Consider the following 21,084-nt stretch of genomic DNA (forward strand, 5'->3'; position numbering starts at 1 on the left):
ATTGCCAAATTGCGTCGATTTTAATAAATAGTACCCGCACAGTATGCAACAACCCTTTGACATCAATATCGGACCAGACGCCTATGCCGTCTTCCCGGAAGGAAACGATACCTATGTGATCTTTAAAAACGGCAAAGAATATGTCCAGATCCAAAAAGACACCGAAGAGCAATGGTTAAAACTAGACCCGGAAACTGCTTTGCCGTTGTTTGAACCGGATGAAGAGATCAATGCCATAGGCCGGGAAATTGTGGCTTATGTGCCTGATGAGGACGACGAAGAGAGCGAAGAAGAGGATATAGAAGATTAAGCCGTCCAGCTGTCGCGGTCTAAACTGCGGTAATGAATGGCTTCGGCCAGGTGCTCCAGTTTAATCTCTTTGCTTTCCGCAAGGTCGGCAATGGTTCTGGCCACTTTTAAGATCCGGTCGTACGCACGGGCCGAAAGCCCAAGCTTTTCCATAGCCTGTTTGATCAATGCCTTCCCTGCCTCGTCTATTTTACAGATTTCCCTGACTGCCCTGGGGCTCATCTGTGCATTGTAATGCAGGTTGTTGTTGGCCTTAAACCTGGCATCCTGTATCGTGCGTGCGCGGATTACCCTGTTCCTGATCACCGAACTCTTTTCTGCCTGTATCTGCGATGTCAGTTCGTTAAAATTTACCGGGGTTACTTCTACATGCAGGTCGATGCGGTCTAACAAAGGGCCGGAAATTTTGCTCATGTATTTCTGTACCTGCCCTGGACCGCAGATGCATTCTTTCTCTGGATGGTTGTAAAAACCACATGGGCAGGGGTTCATAGAGGCAATGAGCATAAAACTTGCCGGGTATTCCACACTCAATCGCGCCCGTGATATGGTTACTTTCCTGTCTTCCAAAGGTTGTCGCATTACCTCCAGCACACTGCGCTTAAATTCGGGCAGTTCGTCTAAAAAAAGCACGCCGTTATGTGCCAGGGAAATTTCCCCGGCCTGCGGGTTGGCGCCCCCGCCTACCAGGGCCATGTCGGAAATGGTGTGGTGCGGGCTGCGGTAAGGCCGTTCCGTCATGAGTGATTCTGCAACACCAAGCTTCCCGGCTACAGAATGTATTTTGGTGGTTTCCAGCGCTTCCTGCAGGTTTAAAGGAGGCAATATTGTGGGAAGCCTTTTGGCCAGCATGGTCTTTCCTGCCCCGGGCGGACCAATCAGGATGAGGTTGTGCCCGCCTGCTGCTGCGATCTCGAGCGCCCGTTTGATGTTCTCCTGGCCTTTTACATCCGAGAAGTCCTGCTCATAGCTGCTTACATGATTAAAAAACTCGTCTCTCGTGTTTACCACAACCGGTTCCGGCACTGCGGTCCCGTTAAAGAAGGCTGCCACCTCTGCCAGGTTACGCATACCATACACCAGCAGATCGCTCACAATTGCCGCTTCCCTTGAGTTGGAGGCCGGCAATATGAAGCCTTTGAAGCCTGCCGATCTGGCCTGTATGGAAATGGGCAGGGCCCCTTTTATAGGTTGCAAACTGCCGTCGAGCGACAGCTCTCCCATGATAAAGTATTTGTCTGTTTCGGCGGTGCTTTCCAGCTGCTCTGAGGCAGCCAGAATGGCGATGGCAATGGGCAGGTCGTAGGCCGAGCCCTCCTTTCGGATGTCGGCCGGGGCAAGGTTGATCACGATCTTCTGCCGGGGCATTTTTAATCCGGCCGATTGGATGGCACTCTCAATCCTTCTTAAACTCTCTTTAATGGCATTGTCGGGCAGGCCCACAATGTGGTACCTGTTGCCGCCGCCTATACTTACCTCGATGGTAATGGTTAAAGCATTTACGCCAAAAACGGCGCTTCCATATGTTTTTATCAGCATAAAAAATCCGTATAAATCACTGTTGTGAATCTATACGGATTTCATCTTATAGCGGTCAAAAATGCCTGACTATTTTTTATAAAGGAATTACATCCTGCCCTGTGGCATTTTAGGCATGTTTTTCATCATCCTTGCTGCGGTGGCCGGATTAGAGAATTGTTTCATTACCTTACGCATATCCTCAAACTGTTTGATCAGCTTGGTCACATCTTCTACCTTATTGCCAGAGCCGTTGGCAATGCGCAGGCGACGGCTTTGCTGGATGCTGTCCGGGTTTTCGCGTTCGTATTTGGTCATAGACTGGATAATGGCCTCTACATTTTTAAAGGCATCGTCCTCTATATCCACATTTTTCATCATCTTTCCTACACCAGGTATCATGCCCATCAGGTCTTTCATGTTACCCATTTTTTTGATCTGCTGGATCTGGTTGTAGAAGTCGTTGAAGTCGAATTTATTCTTACGGATCTTTTTCTGAAGTTCTGCGGCTTCTTTTTCGTCAAACTGCTGTTGTGCACGTTCAACAAGGGAAACCACGTCGCCCATGCCCAGAATACGTGAGGCCATCCTTTCCGGGTAAAACACGTCAAGGGCCTCCATTTTCTCGCCGGTACCAATGAACTTGATGGGTTTGTTTACTACCGATTTAATGGAAAGCGCAGCCCCACCACGGGTATCGCCATCCAGTTTGGTAAGCACCACCCCGGTAAAGTCCAGGCGGTCGTTAAATGCCTTGGCTGTATTTACGGCATCCTGTCCGGTCATGGCATCCACAACAAATAGGATTTCGTGTGGCTTTGTACTGTCTTTTACAGCGGCAATCTCATCCATCATCTGCTCGTCTACTGCTAAACGGCCGGCTGTATCTATAATAATTACATTATTGTTTTGTTTTTTACCCTCGGCAATACCTTCCATAGCAATGCCCACCGGGTCTTTGGAAGCGGTATTGGCATATACAGGAACGCCGATCTGCTCGCCCAGGATCTGAAGCTGGTCAACCGCCGCCGGACGGTAAACGTCGCCCGCAACCAATAACGGTTTCTTGCCTTTGCTTTTCAGGAAGTTGGCCAGTTTTCCGGTAAAGGTAGTTTTACCGGCACCGTTTAAACCTGCGATCAATATGATGGTAGGATTTGCTTTCAGGTCAAGTTCTGTAACCTCGCCGCCCATTAAGGCGGTAAGCTCATCGTTCATGACTTTGGTCAGCAACTGACCCGGAGAAACAGCTGTAAGTACGTTCAGGCCAATTGCTTTTTCTTTTACCTCGTCGGTAAAGCTTTTGGCCGTCTTGTAATTTACGTCGGCATCCAATAAAGCCTTGCGGATCTCTTTCATGGTTTCGGCCACGTTGATCTCTGTGATGCTTCCTTGTCCTTTTAAAACTTTAAATGCGCGGTCTAGCTTATCCTGTAAATTTTCAAACATTTTTCTTTAATGCTTAGTGTTCAATTTTTTGTAGCCCCAAAGGTAATTAATTTTGGAGGAAAAGATTGGGTAATAATAAAAGTATTAGCGGGGGAAAACAAACATTACGCCAAGCGCAAGGGCCTGGCTGGCCTGTATCTTGGTGTCATTGTCCTTGTCAAATAAGCCCACACAGGTCAGTGAAACATTCATCAGCCGGTTTAATTTAGAGGTTACAGAAACATCCAGGCGGTGATCTACATGTGCCAGCGGCCTGTCGTATGGTATAAACATCTGATACCTTGCCTTAAGCATAGTATTGGTCAGTACTTCTTTTTCAAAATTGCTCACGATCTGAAAAGCCAGCTCATTTTTGAACTTTTTCCCAAAATCTACACCGTACTTGGTGGCTGCCTTTTTATCTTTTACCGGGTTATCCGGATCATTTGCATCTTTGGTGATGTAAACAGCCGTGTCCAACACGAAGGTTTGTCGTGCACTTCCTGTACCAATCCGGGTAGAAAAGAATTTATTGGGTTTATACTCAAAACCGAAAGACTCTGTCAGATAGCCAGGCGCCATGAACCTGGAAATGAGGTTCGGGAACTCCCTGCCATCACTGGTTTTGCCATAGGAATAACCGGCATCAAACTGCGATTCAAAACTCACCGAACCGAAGAAATACCAGTTCTTAGACAATTGTAAGGCAGCCTTGTTGTCCCAAAAAATACGATCGCGTGTCTTTTTCTGCAACTGATCCTTATTTTTTACCTTACCATATTCCAGGACAACCTCGCTGATATAACTATAACTTTCTTTAGCGTATTCGGCTTTATAATTTACCAGACCACCTACTGCCAGTGAGTTTACCCCGCCACCTTTCCAGTTGTTGGAAAATGTAGCCTGGTTTACATTGATCCCCACTGAAGTTCTGGTTTTCCAGTAATTTACCCGCGCATCTACTACAACGGGGTTCAGCTCAACAGGCTTAAACGGAATGGTTCCGGTTCTTGAAGGTAGCGGACTGCGTTTTAACTTAATGTCCAGACCTTTGGTGTTGATGGGGACGGTGTCAACCTCCTGCGCACGCAGGCTGGTGATACCCATAAAAACGAACAGTAAATAGGCATAAAAAATCTTCATTGTTACAAAGAAAAACAAAAAAGTGCTTGATTAAAAGTTTAATAGCAAACTAATTGGATCGGAGAATGCCGGAAGCATGCTTTCAGCAATATTTTAACCAGGCAAAGAACGGCCTGTTGCGGAGGTAAAGCGGCTTATGGTCGCAGGCGTAGGCTTCCTTTTCAAAAACGATATTGAAATAGGCCAGGTAATGGTTTTTATACCGGATCAGGTTAAACAGATAGTTAATCAGGTACAGCAGGTAGAAAGGGAAAACCAGTAGTTCCAATTGCTGCCTCAGGTGTATGCGTTCATGGTTGATCAAAACCGGATCGGCCTTCTGATCTTTGTCTTTTAACAGGATAAATGGAAAAAGGGCCATGGCGTTGGCCGGTATTTTAGGTACGATAATGAACCAAGGCTTCAAAACTCTTCAACTTTTATCTTCGGCAGTGCAGGCAGTCTGAAAGCCGAAGGGTTCCGTTTATAGCTGGTGTAACTGTTTTGCAGGTAAACCACAAAGGCATAATCGGAAGCACCCAGCACAAACTGGTATGAGGGGCGGTATTGCTGCATAAAGTCTGTGAGTTCAAAATCACTGATCCTTAAAATCCTTTTTACGTAATCCGGTGTAAAGCGGTAATCGACAATTGCTTCCTTATAGTCGCGCTCCAGTATTTTCTGTAAATGCCTTGCGTTTTTTCCCTCCCGGCTCAGCAGGTTATATATTGCGTCAATTCCCAGGCCGGCACCGCCCAATCCCAGGTTAAGCAAATCTTTCGCTTTTCCCTTATCCAGTGCGTATTTATACTCCTTCAGCGTTTGCTCGTGCCGCTGCATCGGGGTATACTTATTGCCCACAATGGAAACCTCCTTTAAGGGGATGCCCAGTGATTTTAACTGGAAATAAACGGCTTTTTGGTTTTTTACCACCAGGGTGTCCGGGGCATAGCCCTGCAGAACGGCAAATAAGGTGTCCCCTGCTTTGGCCTTAATCCCAAATTCCCCTTTTGGGTTATTGTAAATCCCTTCGTCGTTGGCCGGATTATAAACGTAAACTTTGGCCAGTCGTTGCCTGGAATCCTTGTCAACCACAAAGCCCTGCACCACAGTTTGCTGTGCAAAAACTTTAAAAGTTAAACCGTAAAAAATAAGCAGGAGGCCTAAAAACTTCATTTAAAACAAAATTACAAGATAACGATATCTGTGTAATAATATTAACATTATTTAACTAAGATCAGTTTTTGTCCGATTTTAATTCCTGTATCTGTAAGGTTATTTAAGGATTTCAGCTCGTCAATGCTGATTTTGAACTTTTTAGAAATGCCGTAAAGGGTATCCCCTTGTTTTACGGTATAGGAGGCCGGTTTAAAAATGGGTGCAATATCTGGTTGCGCTGCTATGGCGGTGTCGGCCGCTACAGGGGCTGATATCCTTAAAGTATCCGGGGTTTTGATCACCTGTTTTGACGGAGGGGTGTCAACCGGCGTGAACTTCTTTTTCTCATTGGGGATGTTGGCGTTGATCTCCGAAAATACTTTGTCTTCGCGTTTCAGCTTGTCTTTCTCAGATTCCGGCTGATCGTACTGGTACAATTGATATTTGTCTATCACATTGATCAGCAGGTCCGGGTATTTAGGGTTGGTGGCATAACCGGCCTGCTTTAGGCCGTAGGCCCAGTTCTTATAGTCGTTTTTATCCAGTTCAAACAAAAAGCTGTAGCGCTTTCTTTTCAGGAACTCTGAATGGTCTTTGTATGATTCCCGGGCATCTTTATAAACCCTGAAGCAGTCGTTCGCCTGGTCGTCATCCTTGTAGTAGGCCTTTCCCTTCCATTCGGAGGTGCATTTAATGCCAAAATGGTTGTTGGCATACTTAGCCAGGCTGCTGTTGCCGCTTCCCGATTCGATGATGCCCTGTGCCAGGGTAATGCTGGCCGGAATGCCGTATCTGTTCATCTCTTCAATTGCTACACCTTTAAACTGCTCAATATAGCTCAGGGTGGTGAATGATTTGGCATCGGGGTTTGCCTTATTGGCGGCCTTTTCAATCTGTTTGTTGTTACGGCTGTATTTTTTTGTTTTGCAGGCAGTCAGAAAAACAACTGCAAGGGCCAGGACAAATAGTTTTTTGTTCATTATAATTTTAGTTTTTGTCCGGGCTTAATTGCCGGGCTCTTTAAACCGTTCTTTTTCATTATCGCGGCTGGTGTGGTGTGGCGGGCCCTGGCGATGTTATGCAGGTTGTCGCCCCGCTTAACCGTATAGGTTTTTGAGGCGCTGCTTTTGCGTCCGGCACTTGCTTCGGCTACAGGCGCAGGGGGCTCTACATAATCATCCGGTCTTTCATCATACTGGTAAAGGTTGTTTTTTCTGATGATGCCGATGATTTGTGCTGCCCAGGTCCTGCTTCTGGCGTATCCTCCCCGCTGGATGCCCCTTGCCCAGTTTTTATAATCGTACTGGTCGTATTTATCGAACAGCTTGCTAAAGGAGATTCTGCTTTTCAGAAATTCAAGAAAATGACCGTACGACTCGGCTACCGTGGGGTAATCTTTATAGGAAGAGCGGATCTCGTTGCTACTGTTGGGCCCCTTTATGCCAAAATGATTGTTCAGGTAACGGGCAATTTTGCTGGTTCCTGAGGCCGATTCATGAATGGCTACAGCCAGGATAACACTTGCCGGGATTTTGTATTCACGCATCAGCATTTGTGCATTTTCGGCATAGGTGCTGATGTAATCGTCGGTAGTTTGTGCGGCAGCATGAAAATTGAACAGGGTAAAACTTAGCCAGGTATAAAATACTGTTTTAAGCATACTTTATTTTTTTCTGATGACAAACAGACCATCTCTCACCGGGAGGATAAGTTTCTCTACCCGGCTGTCTGCCGCTATTTTATCGTTAAATGTAGTGATATTTTTAGTGTCTTTGTCTGGGTTGCTGCTGAGTACTTTTCCACTCCACAGCACATTATCAACAATAATGAGCCCCCCCGGCCGAACCCTGTCGAAGATCAGGTGGTAGTATGTGCCGTTGTTTTTTTTATCGGCATCAATAAAAACAAGATCAAAGATTTCCTGAAGGGAATGAATGGTCTCTGTAGCGTCCCCCAGGATATAATTTATTCTGGAGTGGTATGGTGAAGCTTCAAAATTACGGCGTACCATTTCTTCCAGCTCTTCGTTGATATCCAGGGTGTAAATCATGCCGTTTTCGGTTAAGCCTTCTGCCAGGCAGAGGGTAGCATAGCCGGTAAATGTGCCTACTTCCAGTATCCTGTGGGGGCTGATCAGCTTACTGAGCATACTCAGTACCCGGCCCTGGTAGTGTCCGGAAAGCATTCTGGGCATTAAAACTTTCAGGTTGGTTTCCCGGTCTATCTTTTGCAGCAGGTCGCTTTCAGGTTCACAATAGTTGAGCAGCAGCTGCTGCATGTCTTCATTAATTAAACTCATCTTCGAATGCTATAAACGGGGTTGTTCCATAAAATATTGCAGGATCAGGGTGGCCGATATCGTGTCAACCCTTTCTTTATTCCTCCTGTCCTGTTTTTTTAATCCGCTTTGCAGAATAGTTTGGTGCGCCATTTTGGAGGTAAAACGCTCATCTATCCAGTACTGCGGAATATCGGGAAAGGTTTTTTTCAGGGTTTTTGCAAAGCCCTTTACGTGCTGTGCGGATTCGGAGGGCGATCCGTCCATTTGTTTGGGGTCGCCAAAAACAAAGGCCTCAACCGGTTCTGCAGAAAGGTATTTCTTTAAATATTCTACAATATCTTTCGGGTGTATGGTATCTAATCCGGTTGCAATAATCTGCAGGGGATCTGTAACAGCTATCCCGATACGTTTGGTCCCATAATCAAAGGCAATAATCCTTGGCATAAGGGCAAAGATAAGTAAATTCCAAAAAGGGACCAGCTATTGGTCAAATCAAGGACTGATCAGGGATTGCTTCGGGTTTTGTTCGGAAAGGAGGTACTTTACCCGAAACAGTCCCGAGCCAATCCCGAAGCAATCCTTGATCAGGTAGCAGGTTGTCCTGTTCCTGTCAAGTTTAAGGGGGCTTACAGGCAAGTGTTAAAATTTTACTATTTTGCACCAAATGCAATTTAAAGAGATCATCGGTCAGGAGAATATAAAGCAGCAATTGATACAGACAGTTGCCGAGAACAGGATTAGTCACGCCCAGTTGTTTTTGTCATGCGACGGCAGCGGGGCCCTGCCTCTGGCTATTGCCTATGCACAATACATCAATTGCCTCGACAAAAAAGCCGATGACAGCTGCGGCGAATGTTCTTCCTGCCGTAAATACGAGAGGTATATTCATCCCGATCTGCATTTTTCCTATCCCTTTTTCGCTTCGAAGGATGTAAGGGTTGCAGTTGATGTGCTGGAAGAGTGGCGAAGTATGCTGCTTGCAGATCCTTATTTTGACATAGACATCTGGCGTTCAAAATTGAATGCCGAGAACAAACAGGCCAATATCAATATTGCCGAATGTCATGACATCATTAAAAAATTAAGCTACAAGGCTTTTGAGGCGGAGACAAAAGTACTGATCATGTGGCTGCCTGAATACCTGGATAAGGAGGGCAATGCTTTACTGAAAATTATTGAGGAGCCACCTCAGAATACCCTGTTCATTCTGGTGGCCAATAACCAGGAACAGATCCTCTCTACCCTGCTTTCGCGTACGCAGATTGTCAAAATACCAAAGCTTTCCCACTCCATTGTAGAAAATTACCTGATGGAAGGCCATGGCTTACCGGAAAATCAGGCTACAGAATATAGTTTTCTGGCAGATGGAAATCTGATTGAAGCAAAATCACTGGTTTCCAATACACAAAACGAAAATGCGGATAAGTTTGCGGAGTGGCTGCGCATGGGCTATGGAAACAGGGTGCTGGATTTAACCGGTTTTGTAGAGCAGATTGCGGGATGGGGAAGAGAAAACCAAAAGAATTTTTTAAAATACGGGATCAGCTTTTTAAGGGAATGCAGCCTGTTGCTCAGCGGAGCTGAAGAACTGGTAAAACTGCCGCCCAGGGTATTGGAAACCGCTAAAAAACTGGCAACACATGTGCTGGACCTGAACATGGCGGATGCCATTATTTCAGAACTGGAACAGGCACATTATCACATTGAAAGAAATGCGAACCCGAAAATTCTGTTTTTAGATGTATCTTTACAATTGGTAAAAATAATTAAGTTTAAAACGCTCCCGAAAGGGACTCAATATATATACAATTAGTATGGGATGTGGAAGTTGTTCTACCGGTGGCGGTTGCGCCCCCGCAGGCTGCAAAAGTAATGGCTCATGCCTTACCGGAGGATGCCAGAAATTAGAAGTATACGATTGGCTGTCAAACCTTGACATGCCCTCAAATTATAAACCTTTCCAGGTAATAGAAGTTAAGTTTAAAGGCGCAAGGAAGGAATTTTTTGTAAATAACGATAACATTTACCTGGAAATAGGCGAGCTGGTGGCTGTTGAAGGCCCTACAGGCGGCTATGATGTCGGTCATGTTTCCTTAACTGGAGAACTGGTGAGGATGCAGATGAAGCGAAGGAAAACTACGCTGGACCAGGTAACCCGCAAGATTTACCGGAAAGCTACGGAAGCCGATGTAGAAAAATGGAAAATTGCCAAAGGGATGGAGTGGGAAACGATGCACAAAGCCCGTACCCTGGCCCTCGACCTGCGCTTGTCTATGAAGATCAGTGATGTGGATTACCAGGGAGATAAAACCAAAGCAACTTTCTTTTATACAGCCGAGGGGCGTGTCGATTTCCGGGAGCTGATCAAGAAAATGGCCGAGACCTTCCGGATCCGGATTGAAATGCGCCAGATTGGGATGCGCCAGGAAGCCGGACGTTTGGGCGGAATTGGTTCATGCGGACGGGAATTGTGCTGCTCTACCTGGCTTACCAATTTCAAAACTGTATCTACTGCCGCGGCCAGATACCAGAACCTCTCCTTAAATACCCTTAAACTTGCCGGTCAGTGCGGTAAGCTGAAATGCTGTTTAAATTATGAACTGGATACCTACCTGGATGCGCTGAAAGACATTCCAGACCGTGTAGACAGCTTACAGACAGAAATAGGCGTGGCCAGGCACCAGAAAACCGACATTTTTAAAAAACTGATGTGGTTTGCCTATCCGAATACGGAAGACTGGATCCCCTTGAAAGTTGACCGTGTGAAAGAGATCATGGCGATGAACAAGAGGGGGCAGAAGCCAGTTAACCTTAAAGAAGAAGCTGTTGAATTGGTTACAGCCACAGTATTGGATAAAATTCCGGATTATGAAAATGTGGTTGGCCAGGATAGCTTAACGCGCCTTGATGATAAGCCACGTAATAAGGGTAATAAAAACAACCGTAACAATAACCGCAATAGGAGCAACGGAGAGCGCGGAGAGCGTTCAGATCGCGCAGAACGAGGGGAAAGAACTGATAAGCCGCAAAAACAGCAGCAAGGAAAAAACAGGCCCGAAGGGAAAAAAGAAAATATTCCAGGGCAGCAGCAAGGTCAGCCTAAGCCTAAGGCTCCGCAGCAGCCAGCAGGTCAGCCGCAACAGGGAGAAACGAAACCATCGGGCAACAGAAACAACCGGAACAGGAACAATCGCAGGAAAAAGCCAACGGATAAGCCTAAAAATGAACCTCAGTAAAATTTTATTCTTATTTGTCGCAGTGCTGGTAGCCCTTAGTGGCTGCGACACCAATAATATTGCTGATACCAATCAGACCATGCCTTCACGCAACTGGAGTTATGCCAATAAAGTAAAGGTGGTGGTTGACATTAAGGACAGCAATAAATTGTTCAACATCTATTTTAAGCTGCGGCATACAGCAGATTACCGCTATTCCAACATCTTTGTGCTTTTTAACGTAAAAAGCCCCAAAAAGAAGCGCAACAGAAGGTATGAGTTTAAATTGGCGCAGGCAGACGGGCAATGGAATGGTTCTGGTTCAGGGAACCTGTATACTTATACTTTCCCTTTGCTGACCAATTTTAAATTCCCCGCCCCGGGTAAATACGAGCTGGAGCTGGAACAGAATATGCGCGATAATCCGCTCAAAGAAATAAGCGACGTGGGCATTAAAGTAGTTTCCGTAAATTAAAGCAAGGGAAGGAGCTGTTCAAGGGCCATTCCCCTTGATCCTTTTAACAGTACCAGGTTGTTTTTTACGGGTTTGTGCTTTAAAAACTCAGCGGCTTCGGCCGGGCTTTCAAAGAATTGTCCTTTGTGGCTACCTTTTGCCTTATGGAAATCTTTTCCAATAAAGATCAGGGTATCCACCTTTAGTTTTTCTGCCTGCTCTACAATGTTCTGATGCTGAACGGCAGATTCCTGCCCCAGTTCAAACATATCTCCTATGATGACGGTTTTATTTTCAGCACTCAATTGATTGATGTTGCTCAGGGCGGCCGACATGCTGCTCGGATTGGCATTGTAAAAGTCGCAGATCACAGTATTGTGTGCTGTTTTGCTGATCTGTGAGCGGTTATTGTTAGGCGAATAACCTGAAAGGCCGGCGTTGATCTGTTCTGGGCTCAGTTCAAAAAACTGTCCGATGCAAACGGCAGCCAGGATATTCTCGAAATTATATGCGCCTGTAAGCTGCACGTTTGTATGAAATGTACCTGCATTGTTCTCCCAGTTGAGTTCAATAAGCGGGTCAGCTTTTAACAGCTTCCCGGAGATGGTGTTGCTGGCTTCCGTGCCATAGTAAACCACTTTATTTAGTTCGGCTTTTTCGCTCATTTCCAATAGGTAAGGATTGTTCCGGTTGATGAAAGCAAAGCCATGATGCGCTTTGAGGTAGGCATACAATTCTGCTTTTCCTTTTTTTACACCTTCAAATCCACCAAATCCATCTAAATGTGCCAGGCCTACATTGGTAATCAGGCCATGTGTTGGCTGTGCGATATTGCAGAGAAATTCTATTTCCTTTTGATGGTTGGCCCCCATTTCGATGACGGCCATTTCTATTTCGGGGCCTAGCGACAGAATAGAAAGCGGAACGCCAATATGGTTGTTCAGGTTGCCCCTGGTAGCAAATGTTTTGTATTTGCGCGACAGTACCGCATTGATCAGTTCTTTGGTGGTGGTTTTTCCGTTGCTGCCGGTTAAACCCACTACCGGAATGTTAAGTTGTGTACGGTGGTGCCTGGCAAGTTCCTGCAAAGCACTGAGCGCATCTTCAACCAGAAGGCAGCGCTCATTGAGCTGGTAATCTTTATTGTCGATAACCACATAAGCCGCGCCTAGTGCCAAAGCCTGTTCAGCAAAGGTATTGGCATCAAACTTTTCTCCCTTCAGGGCAAAGAAAAGACAGCCCGCTACAATATTCCTCGTATCTGTACATATCGTTCTGTGTTTGAGGTAATGCTGGTATAAGGAGCCGGTGCTGATCATATGCTAAAATTAATGCAACAAATTTATTCTAATGAAGCCTAAACAAAGAATAATCTTTATTATTTTGGTATATTAACTACCACGTACCGGGCCATCACGAATGTAAATGAATCTATATGGTAAAATGCCTTCTGTTCTCCTTTTTGTTGTGGTGCGGCTGGAATATTGCAGAGGCACAGGTCAAATCTCCTGATGAGTTCCTTGGCTATTCACTGGGGAGCAGGTTTACTTCACACAATAAAGCACTGGAGTATTTCCGGTATCTGGGAAAGATGGCCAAAAACGTCAGGCTTGTAAATTATGGAAAAAGCTATGAAGGGCGCGAGTTACTGGTTGCTGTGGTATCGGCCAAAGAGAATGTCGACAACCTGGAACAGATCAGGAAGCACAACCTGCGTTTAAGCAGGGGCGAAAAGATCACAGGAAAAGCGGCTAAGCAACCAGCGATACTGTGGTTGAGTTATAATGTACATGGCAATGAGGCCAGTTCAACAGAGACGGCCTTAAAAACATTGTATGTTTTGGCAGAAGGTAAACTGCCGGGCGTTCAGGATTGGCTAAAGAACACCGTGGTTATTATAGACCCCTGCCTTAATCCGGATGGGAGGGAACGTTATGTCAATTATTTTAACAGTGTAAGCGGCACAAAGCCAAATCCTGACCCTATGGCCAGAGAGCACATGGAGCCGTGGCCAGGAGGAAGGTCCAACCATTATTACTTTGACCTCAATCGCGACTGGGCCTGGCAAACACAGGTGGAAACGCAGCAGCGCCTGGTGCTGTATCAGGACTGGATGCCACAGGTTCATGTTGATTTTCATGAACAGAACTATAATGAACCTTATTATTTTGCGCCTGCGGCCGAACCAGTGCACCAGGACGTCACCCCATGGCAAAGGGAATTTCAGGTCACTGTTGGAAAGAACAACGCTAAATATTTTGACCGCAAAGGCTGGCAGTATTTTACCAAGGAACAATTTGATCTGTTGTACCCCTCTTACGGAGATACTTACCCTCTATATAATGGTGCTATTGGCATGACCTATGAACAGGGAGGTATTGGTGCCGGTTTGGCGGTAATCACTATTGATAAAGATACTTTAACACTTAAAGATAGGATCGATCATCATTTCACCACCGGAATAGCCACACTGGAAACGGTGTCAAAAAATGCAGACAAGCTGGTAGACGAGTTCAGGAAGTATTTTGAAAAGGCACTGGTTACTCCTCCCGGTATTTTCCGAACCTATGTGGTTAAAGCTCAAAACCTGAGCAGACTAAAACGCCTGGCAGAACTTTTAAGGAAAAACCACATTGACTTTGCCTTTGGCGGTAGCAAGGAGTTAAATGGTTATAACTATGAAACAGGAAAGGTAGAGGCCTTTAAGGTAGAACGTAATGATTTAATTGTGAATGTAGAGCAGCCCAGGGCCATGCTGGCAAATGTGCTCTTTGAGCCGCAGACGGCAGTTAGCGACTCCAATACCTACGACATTACGGCCTGGGCTTTGCCTTATGCTTACGGCTTGAATGCCTACGCCTGTAAAGAATCTCTAAAAGGAGCGCACCCGCTTCCGGAAATAGCTGTTGCTGCGGTGGCGGGCGCTGACAAACCTTATGCCTGGCTTTTACCCTGGACTTCAATCGAGGATGCGAAGGCGCTGATAGCCTTGCAAAAATCGGGCATAAAAGTTAGAATGGCGGAAGAGGGTTTTACTATTAAGGGCAGGACCTACCCTATTGGTTCGCTGCTGATTTACAGATCGGAAAATGAACGATTGCTTAAAGACCTTACATTTCATATCGCTTCAATTGAAAAGACCGAAAAAGTAATGTTTGAGGTCGCTGCAGGAGGCTTTGTAGACAAAGGAAAGGATTTTGGATCGTCAGTTTATCCCATATTAAATATCCCTAAAGTAGGCATTGTTGCCGGATCGGAAAGTTCGGCCCAGAGTATGGGTGAAATATGGCACTTTTTTGAACAGGAACTGGGGTATCCCCTTACCATTATCAGCCCGGATGATATTGGTGCCCTGGACATCAATAAAATCAATACATTGATTTTTCCGGATGGCACATACGGGGACAATATCAATGAGAAACTGGAAGATTGGATTAAGATTGGCGGCCGGCTAATTTTAATGGAAGATGCGATCCTGAGTGCTGTAGGAAAGAAGCCTTTCGATGTGCTGAAAAAGGAACATCTTAAAGATGATCTGGTGATCAGCAATGCGCCAAGATTCTTTAGCCGTAAGCAGGCCAATTTATCGAATGCAATTCCAGGGGCAATTTTGAAAGTAGAGCTTGATCATAGTCACCCTATTACTGCGGGGCTGGGAAATTACTATTATACGCTGAAAACGGATGATAAACTGTATGAGTTTTTAAACAAAGGCTGGAATGTGGGGGTGCTGAAACCAGGAAGTTATGTGGCTGGAATTGCAGGACAAGGGGTGTTGAAGAAGTTGGGTAGCGGTATGCTCTTTGGGGTGCAACCAGAAGGTAAAGGAACAGTCATTTATTTTGGGACGAATTTGCTTTTCAGATCGTTTTGGGAGCATGGAAAGCAGCTCTTTACAAACGCGATTTTTTTTGTGAATTAGGTTTTAGATTAACATATATGATTTGTTGGATTATTTTCCTAGCGAAAAGAGATGATGAAAGTTGTTAAAAGATGTTAAATGTTCTGTTACAATATCGTGGTGTTTAGTTTTGTGAAACTTAAATCTGTATTGTGTTTATTATTGAAAATAATATTTTGACAAAGCCAAGGTTTGCTTGGTTGAAATGTTACATTTACAATGTCATACTAATGTCATTTGTTGTTTTGAGAGAGAAAGTAAGCTATGCAAGCATATCAAATTCGGTATATTTGATCATTATTAACTAACCTAAATTTTATTTTCTTATGAAAAAACTTTTACAAAGTTTGTTCATTTTGGTGTTTCTCGCAGGAGCTGCGATGGCACAGGACCGTACAGTTACGGGTACAATTACCGGAAAAGACGATGGTCTTCCTCTTCCTGGGGTTTCTGTAAAGGTAGTTGGAACACAAAATGGAACATCAACAGATGGTGCAGGTAAATTCGCTATCAGAGTCGGTGCTGGTGCAGTATCACTCGAAATCTCATCAATTGGATACCAGACTCAGATTGTTTCGGTCGGGTCTTCAAACGTGGTAAATGTTGCGCTGTCAACAGATGCCAAGCAATTGGGTGAGGTAGTTGTAACGGCAATGGGTATTACGAGACAGGCAAAGTCTCTGGGATATTCTGTTACTACAATAAAGGGTGATGATCTAACAAAGGCTAGAGAAACTAATGTGATCAACTCCCTCGCCGGTAAGGCTGCGGGCGTGAGGATTACATCACAATCGGGTACTGTAGGTGGGTCTTCCAAGATCATTATTCGGGGAGCGTCCTCCTTCAATTCGACAGGAACATCAAACCAACCTATATTTGTAATTGACGGATTGCCTGTAGACAACAGTTCTCAACAAATCAATACCATTACAACAAGTTCTGTTCCTCAGGGTAGTGCTGGTTCCGATTATGGTAACAGAGCAGGAGATTTAAATTCTGATGACATTGAAACAATTACAGTTTTGAAGGGTGCTGCTGCAACTGCGTTGTATGGAGCCAGAGCCAAGAACGGAGCGATTGTAATTACTACAAAAAAAGGTAAAAAAGGTCAGGCTTCAGTTTCCTTCAATTCATCAACACGAGTAGATAATGTGTTGAAACTTCCAAGCTTCCAAAATGAGTATGCTCAGGGTGTTCAAGGGGTGTATAGTACTGGTCCGGGTGTTAACAGTTCCAGTTTGAATGGTTGGGGACCAAAGATAAGTGAGGTACAGGATAGGCAGTTTACAGACTATCTTGGAAACCTGGTTACGTTGAAAGCCTATCCAAATAATGTAAAGGATTTTTATGAAACAGGTAAAACTTATATGAACTCTGTTGCTTTTGAGGGTGGAGGTGAATCCGGTGATTATCGCTTTGGTTTTACAAATACAACCCAAAATGGAATTATTCCGAACGAAAAGCTAAGGAAAAACTCTTTGAGTCTGAATGCAGGCCGAAATATTGCTCCAGGTCTGGACATCCGTACGAACGCCAATTATACACGTACAGCTGCGGATGGCCGTCCGGTTCAGAGTTCTAACAACCCAAGTGTATTGCAGTCGATTGTTTACGGTTTGCCTAGGACAATTGATGTGAATGTTTTGAGGAACAACTACGTTGATCCTGTGACAAAGCAACAAATTGCATTAACCCCAACCAGAACAGGTAATAACCCATTCTGGGTGGTGAACAACAATAATTTCTCCAATGTTGTTGATCGCTTCTATGGAAATGCTATTGTCACCTACAAGCCTATAGAGTGGCTGTCAATTTCTAATAACCTGGGTACTGATTTCTACAACGAATATAGAAGGGGGGTAACCAGGCAGGGAACTATTGGTTCATTAACAGGAGATTTCTATGCCGCAAACATTTATAACAGAATTATCAATAACGATTTGATTCTGACTGCGGATAAAAAATTAACAGAAGACCTGAGTTTAAAGGTAATTGCGGGTTACAACGTTTATGAAGCATTTTACCGTAGGGATTTAACGGATGCCCAACAATTAACTGTAGATGAATTGTATAACTATTCAAATGCAGGGAGCGTGGTAACTACCAATACTTCTAATAAGAGAAGAATTCAGGGCATTTACGGAGATATTGGTTTATCTTACAAAGACTATTTGTTCTTAAATGTAACGGGAAGAAACGATTGGTCTTCAACATTGCCTGTTCAGAACAGGTCCTATTTTTATCCTTCTGTGAGTTCGAGTTTTGTTTTTAGCGAAGTGCTACCGGAAAGTACCTGGTTTAACTATGGTAAAATAAGGGCCAGTTATGCAAATGTTGGAAGTGATACGGAGCCGTATCAGGGTATGTTTACCTATACCCCAATTAGTGCTGCTTTTGCACAATATGGTTATGGTTCAACTTTCCCGTTCAATGGCGTATTGGCATTCAGTAGTCCATCGGCTATCCCTAACTTAAATTTGAAGCCACAAAATCAGGCTTCCTACGAAGTTGGGGCGGAATTGAGGTTTCTGAACAGTCGTGTAAATCTGGATGTAACTTATTACAATACTAATACCTCAGATCAGATCGTAAGTTTACCACTTCCTCAATCGACAGGGTTTTCAACTGCTATAAGAAATGCAGGTTCAGTAAAAAACCAGGGTTTTGAGGTAGCTTTAGGCTTGGTTCCAGTTAAGACAACCGATTTCACCTGGAATATGGACATCAACTTCTCCAGAAATATTCAAAAGGTAGAACTCCCTGCTGAATTGACTTCTTATCAGCTGGCAAGCGGTTGGAGCGGCTTGTCTATTAAAGCGGAGTCTGGTAAATCATTTGGTATATATGGTGTCGCATGGCAGAGAGATAATGACGGGAACTTGGTGATTGATGCTGCGAACGGACTAAGAAAAACGGTAAGTGATAAAAGGTTAGGAAACATGAGTCCGGACTGGCTTGGAGGTATCAATAACACTCTTTCTTACAAGGGAGCTTCGCTAAGCTTTTTGGTTGATATTAGAAAAGGTGGCGTTATTTATTCGAACTCAGTGTCTTCTTTAAGAACAAGTGGATTGGCAGAAGAAACTTTGCTGAACAGAGGAAATATCTTTATAGACAAAGGTGTGGTTGCTTCTGGAAGTACATTTGTTCCTAATACAACGCCGGTAACAAGTATGCAAGAATATTGGGCCCAGTATACCACTACAAATACGGAAGCCAACATTTTTGACGCTTCCTATGTGAAGTTAAGAGAGGTTCGTCTGTCTTATCAGATTCCAGCTAAGTTATTACAAAGAAGTGTTAAGTTCATAAAATCTGCGGAAATTGGACTTGAGGGACGTAACTTATGGATCATACATGATAATGTACCGCACATTGACCCAGAAGCAAATTTCTTTGGAACTGAAAGTGTAGCGGAAGGTGTAGAGTTTAATTCAGTTCCATCTACCAGGACCCTTGGTTTTAATCTGAGATTTAAGATTTAAAGAAAATGAAAAAATTTATATATACGTTTAGTGTTCTGACATTATTGTTGACACTTTCATCCTGCAAAAAATATCTGGACATCAATCAGAGCCCGAATACAGCAACTGCCGTAGATCCGAAGCTTTTATTTTCATATGCCTCTGTTGCCTATATCAACTTAAAATCAAGTGGGGATTTATATATTCCTATTGGGCTTGCAAGTCAGGCATTAGGTGGCGGTGGTAATAATCCTACGGGCTGGTCAGGAGGAGACCCAAGTGCAGATACCTATACCTTTTCAGCAAACTTTCTGAACAATACTTGGGTATCTCTTTATGTGAGGGCGGGAGCAAACTTAAAACAGGCAATTAAACTCTCTGAAGCAGCAAGCCCTGTAAATAATAATGCTGCTGCTCAATGTAAGGTTTTGTTGGCAATGGTTATTTATGATATTACTACTACTTTTGGTGATGTACCATTTACAGAAGCCTGGAATCCTGATATTATTTATCCAAAGTTTGACGACCAGAAAACTGTCCTGGAAGGGCAAATGGCTCTTTTGGATGAGGCGCTGGCACAATTCGACGAAGCCAGTCCGTTGAAAATTGGTGCAGGAGATGGCTATGACCTGATTTACGGCGGAAATATTGGAAAATGGAAAAGATTAGCGAAATCACTTAAGCTGAGAACTTTACTTACCATGGTTGACAAAGATCCAAGTAAAGCTGCGGCTATCGGTTCGATTATTACAGCCGGAACAAGCAGTTTAGTAAATGCTGTAACTGATAATGCTCAAATTGCTTATCAGGATATTGCTAACAAAAGAAATCCAAAATATGCTATTGGTTTGCAATATAACAATGGAAATAATTTCTTTTTTGCCACAAAGCCGGTAACAGATATTATGGATCCGACTCCTACTCTTGCGATTAGTGATCCGAGGTTGCCTAAATTTTTTGATAAACCAGCTGGTCAGACAAAATATATCGGCGTTGTGCCCGGTGCTGATGGAATTGATGCTACCAATCCAAGAATTGCTAAAACACTACATTCGGCAACGGCTCCCGAGGTTATGTACACTTATCAAGAGCAATTATTTAATGAAGCCGAAGTTTATGCCAGAGGGCTTGGTGTTCCTGTTGATTTAGCTAAAGCTACTACTTTGTATAGAAAGGGTGTTGAAGAATCATGTAAATATTTTGGTGCTGATCCAACCGTTTCCTTAAACTTCTCTAATCAATTTCCTGTAGGTGCTTTTGCCAGCGCTGCAATTGCAATTAAGTCTATACACGAGCAGCAATGGGTTGATAAAATGGATAGGGGGCTGGATGGCTTTACACAATGGAGAAGGTCTGGTGCCGACGGAAGTGAGGTTCCCGTTTTGACGCTACCTATTGGGGCGCCTGCTGGTCCGATTTTTAGGAGATATGAATATCCTATTGTAAATGAGATATCAAGGAATCCTAATGCGCCAAAAACAACAATTAAGTACAATGAAAAAATGTGGTTTGATTTATAATAGAGATATGAAAAAGATATTAGTTTTACTATCGTTGACTGCTGTTTTCTTCCTGCAGGCATGTGAGAAAAAAGGTCCGGGCGATAACTATGATTTTAGCAATTCTTTGCCTCCTTATGTTGCCCTGAGCAATACAACGGCCAAGACTGTAAAAGAAGGGGCTAATGCTACTTTTACTTTCCAGGTAAAAACATCTCTTCAACAAACGGTTACAGTTACCTATAAAGTTGAAGGCGCGATAAACTCAGGAACGAAAACTGTAGTTATCAGTAGGGATGCACTATCTGCTGATGCGGTAGTTGCGGTGCCTGTTGGAACAATAGTTGCACCTGCTACCACTGCTACAGCCACACTGACTTTGGTTAGTGCAACAAAGGCTGATGGTACGGCAATGACGATAGGATCGAAAAATGATGCTGCCACGCAAAAGGTCACAATTAATATTACCAAATAGAATAATATCAGATAAGCAAATTGCCTTATTTATTGTTTGGCCTATAAAAAGTCCGGAAAACTAAGTTTTTCGGACTTTAATTTTTAGAGTAAATTAACCGGATGCGCTGAGGTGTCGTTGTAACAGATGCAACGTGTTTATTAGCTGAGCTATTTTTCTATCAGAAAAGCAAAAAGTCTGCTAAAATATCTTAAATTTAGATTATAGCTCTCCAACAATTAGGACAGCTGTATAGAGGCAGTCGAAAATCTATAACAGAG

Annotated in this window: 18 protein-coding genes; 8 read left to right on the top strand and 10 right to left on the bottom strand. The window is 44.0% G+C overall.

The window, feature by feature from the left end; genetic code table 11:
* The first annotated feature begins 43 nt into the window (after positions 1-43).
* On the top strand, positions 44-310 hold the full coding sequence (locus tag ABIE26_RS21840; protein ID WP_310146210.1) for a hypothetical protein: 267 nt from the start codon (positions 44-46) through the stop codon (positions 308-310).
* On the opposite strand, the gene ABIE26_RS21845 is transcribed toward ABIE26_RS21840, so the two are convergent.
* The 9 genes from ABIE26_RS21845 to ruvX form a co-directional block, all read right to left on the bottom strand.
* Positions 307-1,848: a YifB family Mg chelatase-like AAA ATPase gene (locus ABIE26_RS21845; protein ID WP_310146208.1), complete on the bottom strand. Its 1,542-nt coding sequence runs from the start codon at positions 1,846-1,848 to the stop codon at positions 307-309. The two genes, ABIE26_RS21840 and ABIE26_RS21845, sit on opposite strands and share 4 nt — an antisense overlap.
* A gap of 87 nt (positions 1,849-1,935) precedes the next feature.
* On the bottom strand, positions 1,936-3,276 hold the full coding sequence (gene ffh / locus ABIE26_RS21850; RefSeq protein WP_310146206.1) for a signal recognition particle protein: 1,341 nt from the start codon (positions 3,274-3,276) through the stop codon (positions 1,936-1,938).
* An 84-nt stretch (positions 3,277-3,360) separates the two neighbouring features.
* Positions 3,361-4,398, bottom strand: coding sequence for a DUF3078 domain-containing protein (locus ABIE26_RS21855; protein ID WP_310146204.1), 1,038 nt, complete (start codon positions 4,396-4,398; stop codon positions 3,361-3,363).
* Between the two features lie 82 nt (positions 4,399-4,480).
* The gene (locus ABIE26_RS21860) at positions 4,481-4,804 is read right to left on the bottom strand and encodes a hypothetical protein (protein WP_310146203.1); all 324 of its coding nucleotides are present in this window, start codon (positions 4,802-4,804) and stop codon (positions 4,481-4,483) included.
* A complete protein-coding gene (locus ABIE26_RS21865; RefSeq protein WP_310146201.1) occupies positions 4,801-5,553 on the bottom strand; it encodes a hypothetical protein in 753 nt (250 codons plus the stop codon). Before ABIE26_RS21865 ends, ABIE26_RS21860 begins: the two co-directional genes overlap by 4 nt.
* A 47-nt stretch (positions 5,554-5,600) precedes the next feature.
* Positions 5,601-6,515 (bottom strand): glucosaminidase domain-containing protein, encoded by a 915-nt coding sequence (locus tag ABIE26_RS21870; RefSeq protein ID WP_310146200.1) that lies wholly within the window; start codon positions 6,513-6,515, stop codon positions 5,601-5,603.
* On the bottom strand, positions 6,515-7,195 hold the full coding sequence (locus ABIE26_RS21875) for a glucosaminidase domain-containing protein (protein ID WP_310146198.1): 681 nt from the start codon (positions 7,193-7,195) through the stop codon (positions 6,515-6,517). Before ABIE26_RS21875 ends, ABIE26_RS21870 begins: the two co-directional genes overlap by 1 nt.
* A 3-nt stretch (positions 7,196-7,198) precedes the next feature.
* Positions 7,199-7,834 (bottom strand): O-methyltransferase, encoded by a 636-nt coding sequence (locus tag ABIE26_RS21880; protein ID WP_310146197.1) that lies wholly within the window; start codon positions 7,832-7,834, stop codon positions 7,199-7,201.
* A 9-nt stretch (positions 7,835-7,843) separates the two neighbouring features.
* Positions 7,844-8,260, bottom strand: a complete 417-nt coding sequence (ruvX, locus tag ABIE26_RS21885) for a Holliday junction resolvase RuvX (protein WP_310146196.1) — start codon at positions 8,258-8,260, stop codon at positions 7,844-7,846.
* Positions 8,261-8,480: 220 nt separating this feature from the next.
* On the opposite strand from ruvX, the gene ABIE26_RS21890 reads away from it, so the two are divergent.
* From ABIE26_RS21890 to ABIE26_RS21900, 3 genes are read left to right on the top strand one after another with little or no spacing between them, the layout of a single operon-like run.
* Positions 8,481-9,629, top strand: a complete 1,149-nt coding sequence (locus ABIE26_RS21890; RefSeq protein WP_310146195.1) for an ATP-binding protein — start codon at positions 8,481-8,483, stop codon at positions 9,627-9,629.
* 1 nt (position 9,630) lies between these two features.
* Positions 9,631-11,052: a PSP1 domain-containing protein gene (locus ABIE26_RS21895; RefSeq protein ID WP_310146192.1), complete on the top strand. Its 1,422-nt coding sequence runs from the start codon at positions 9,631-9,633 to the stop codon at positions 11,050-11,052.
* Positions 11,039-11,506 (top strand): gliding motility lipoprotein GldH, encoded by a 468-nt coding sequence (locus ABIE26_RS21900; protein WP_310146190.1) that lies wholly within the window; start codon positions 11,039-11,041, stop codon positions 11,504-11,506. Before ABIE26_RS21895 ends, ABIE26_RS21900 begins: the two co-directional genes overlap by 14 nt.
* On the opposite strand, the gene ABIE26_RS21905 is transcribed toward ABIE26_RS21900, so the two are convergent.
* The gene (locus ABIE26_RS21905; RefSeq protein ID WP_310146188.1) at positions 11,503-12,804 is read right to left on the bottom strand and encodes a UDP-N-acetylmuramoyl-tripeptide--D-alanyl-D-alanine ligase; all 1,302 of its coding nucleotides are present in this window, start codon (positions 12,802-12,804) and stop codon (positions 11,503-11,505) included. The two genes, ABIE26_RS21900 and ABIE26_RS21905, sit on opposite strands and share 4 nt — an antisense overlap.
* A gap of 116 nt (positions 12,805-12,920) precedes the next feature.
* Between ABIE26_RS21905 and ABIE26_RS21910 the strand changes: the two genes are divergently transcribed.
* The 4 genes from ABIE26_RS21910 to ABIE26_RS21925 all read left to right on the top strand — a co-directional run bounded on the left by ABIE26_RS21910 (position 12,921) and on the right by ABIE26_RS21925 (position 20,824).
* Positions 12,921-15,407: a M14 family metallopeptidase gene (locus ABIE26_RS21910; protein WP_310146187.1), complete on the top strand. Its 2,487-nt coding sequence runs from the start codon at positions 12,921-12,923 to the stop codon at positions 15,405-15,407.
* 305 nt (positions 15,408-15,712) lie between these two features.
* The gene (locus ABIE26_RS21915; RefSeq protein WP_310146185.1) at positions 15,713-18,871 is read left to right on the top strand and encodes a SusC/RagA family TonB-linked outer membrane protein; all 3,159 of its coding nucleotides are present in this window, start codon (positions 15,713-15,715) and stop codon (positions 18,869-18,871) included.
* A gap of 5 nt (positions 18,872-18,876) precedes the next feature.
* A complete protein-coding gene (locus ABIE26_RS21920) occupies positions 18,877-20,370 on the top strand; it encodes a SusD/RagB family nutrient-binding outer membrane lipoprotein (RefSeq protein ID WP_310146182.1) in 1,494 nt (497 codons plus the stop codon).
* Positions 20,371-20,377: 7 nt separating this feature from the next.
* Positions 20,378-20,824, top strand: a complete 447-nt coding sequence (locus ABIE26_RS21925) for a hypothetical protein (protein WP_310146179.1) — start codon at positions 20,378-20,380, stop codon at positions 20,822-20,824.
* Positions 20,825-21,084: the final 260 nt, after the last annotated feature.

The sequence above is a fragment of the Pedobacter africanus genome (assembly GCF_040548825.1).
Lineage (GTDB): Bacteria > Bacteroidota > Bacteroidia > Sphingobacteriales > Sphingobacteriaceae > Pedobacter > Pedobacter africanus_A.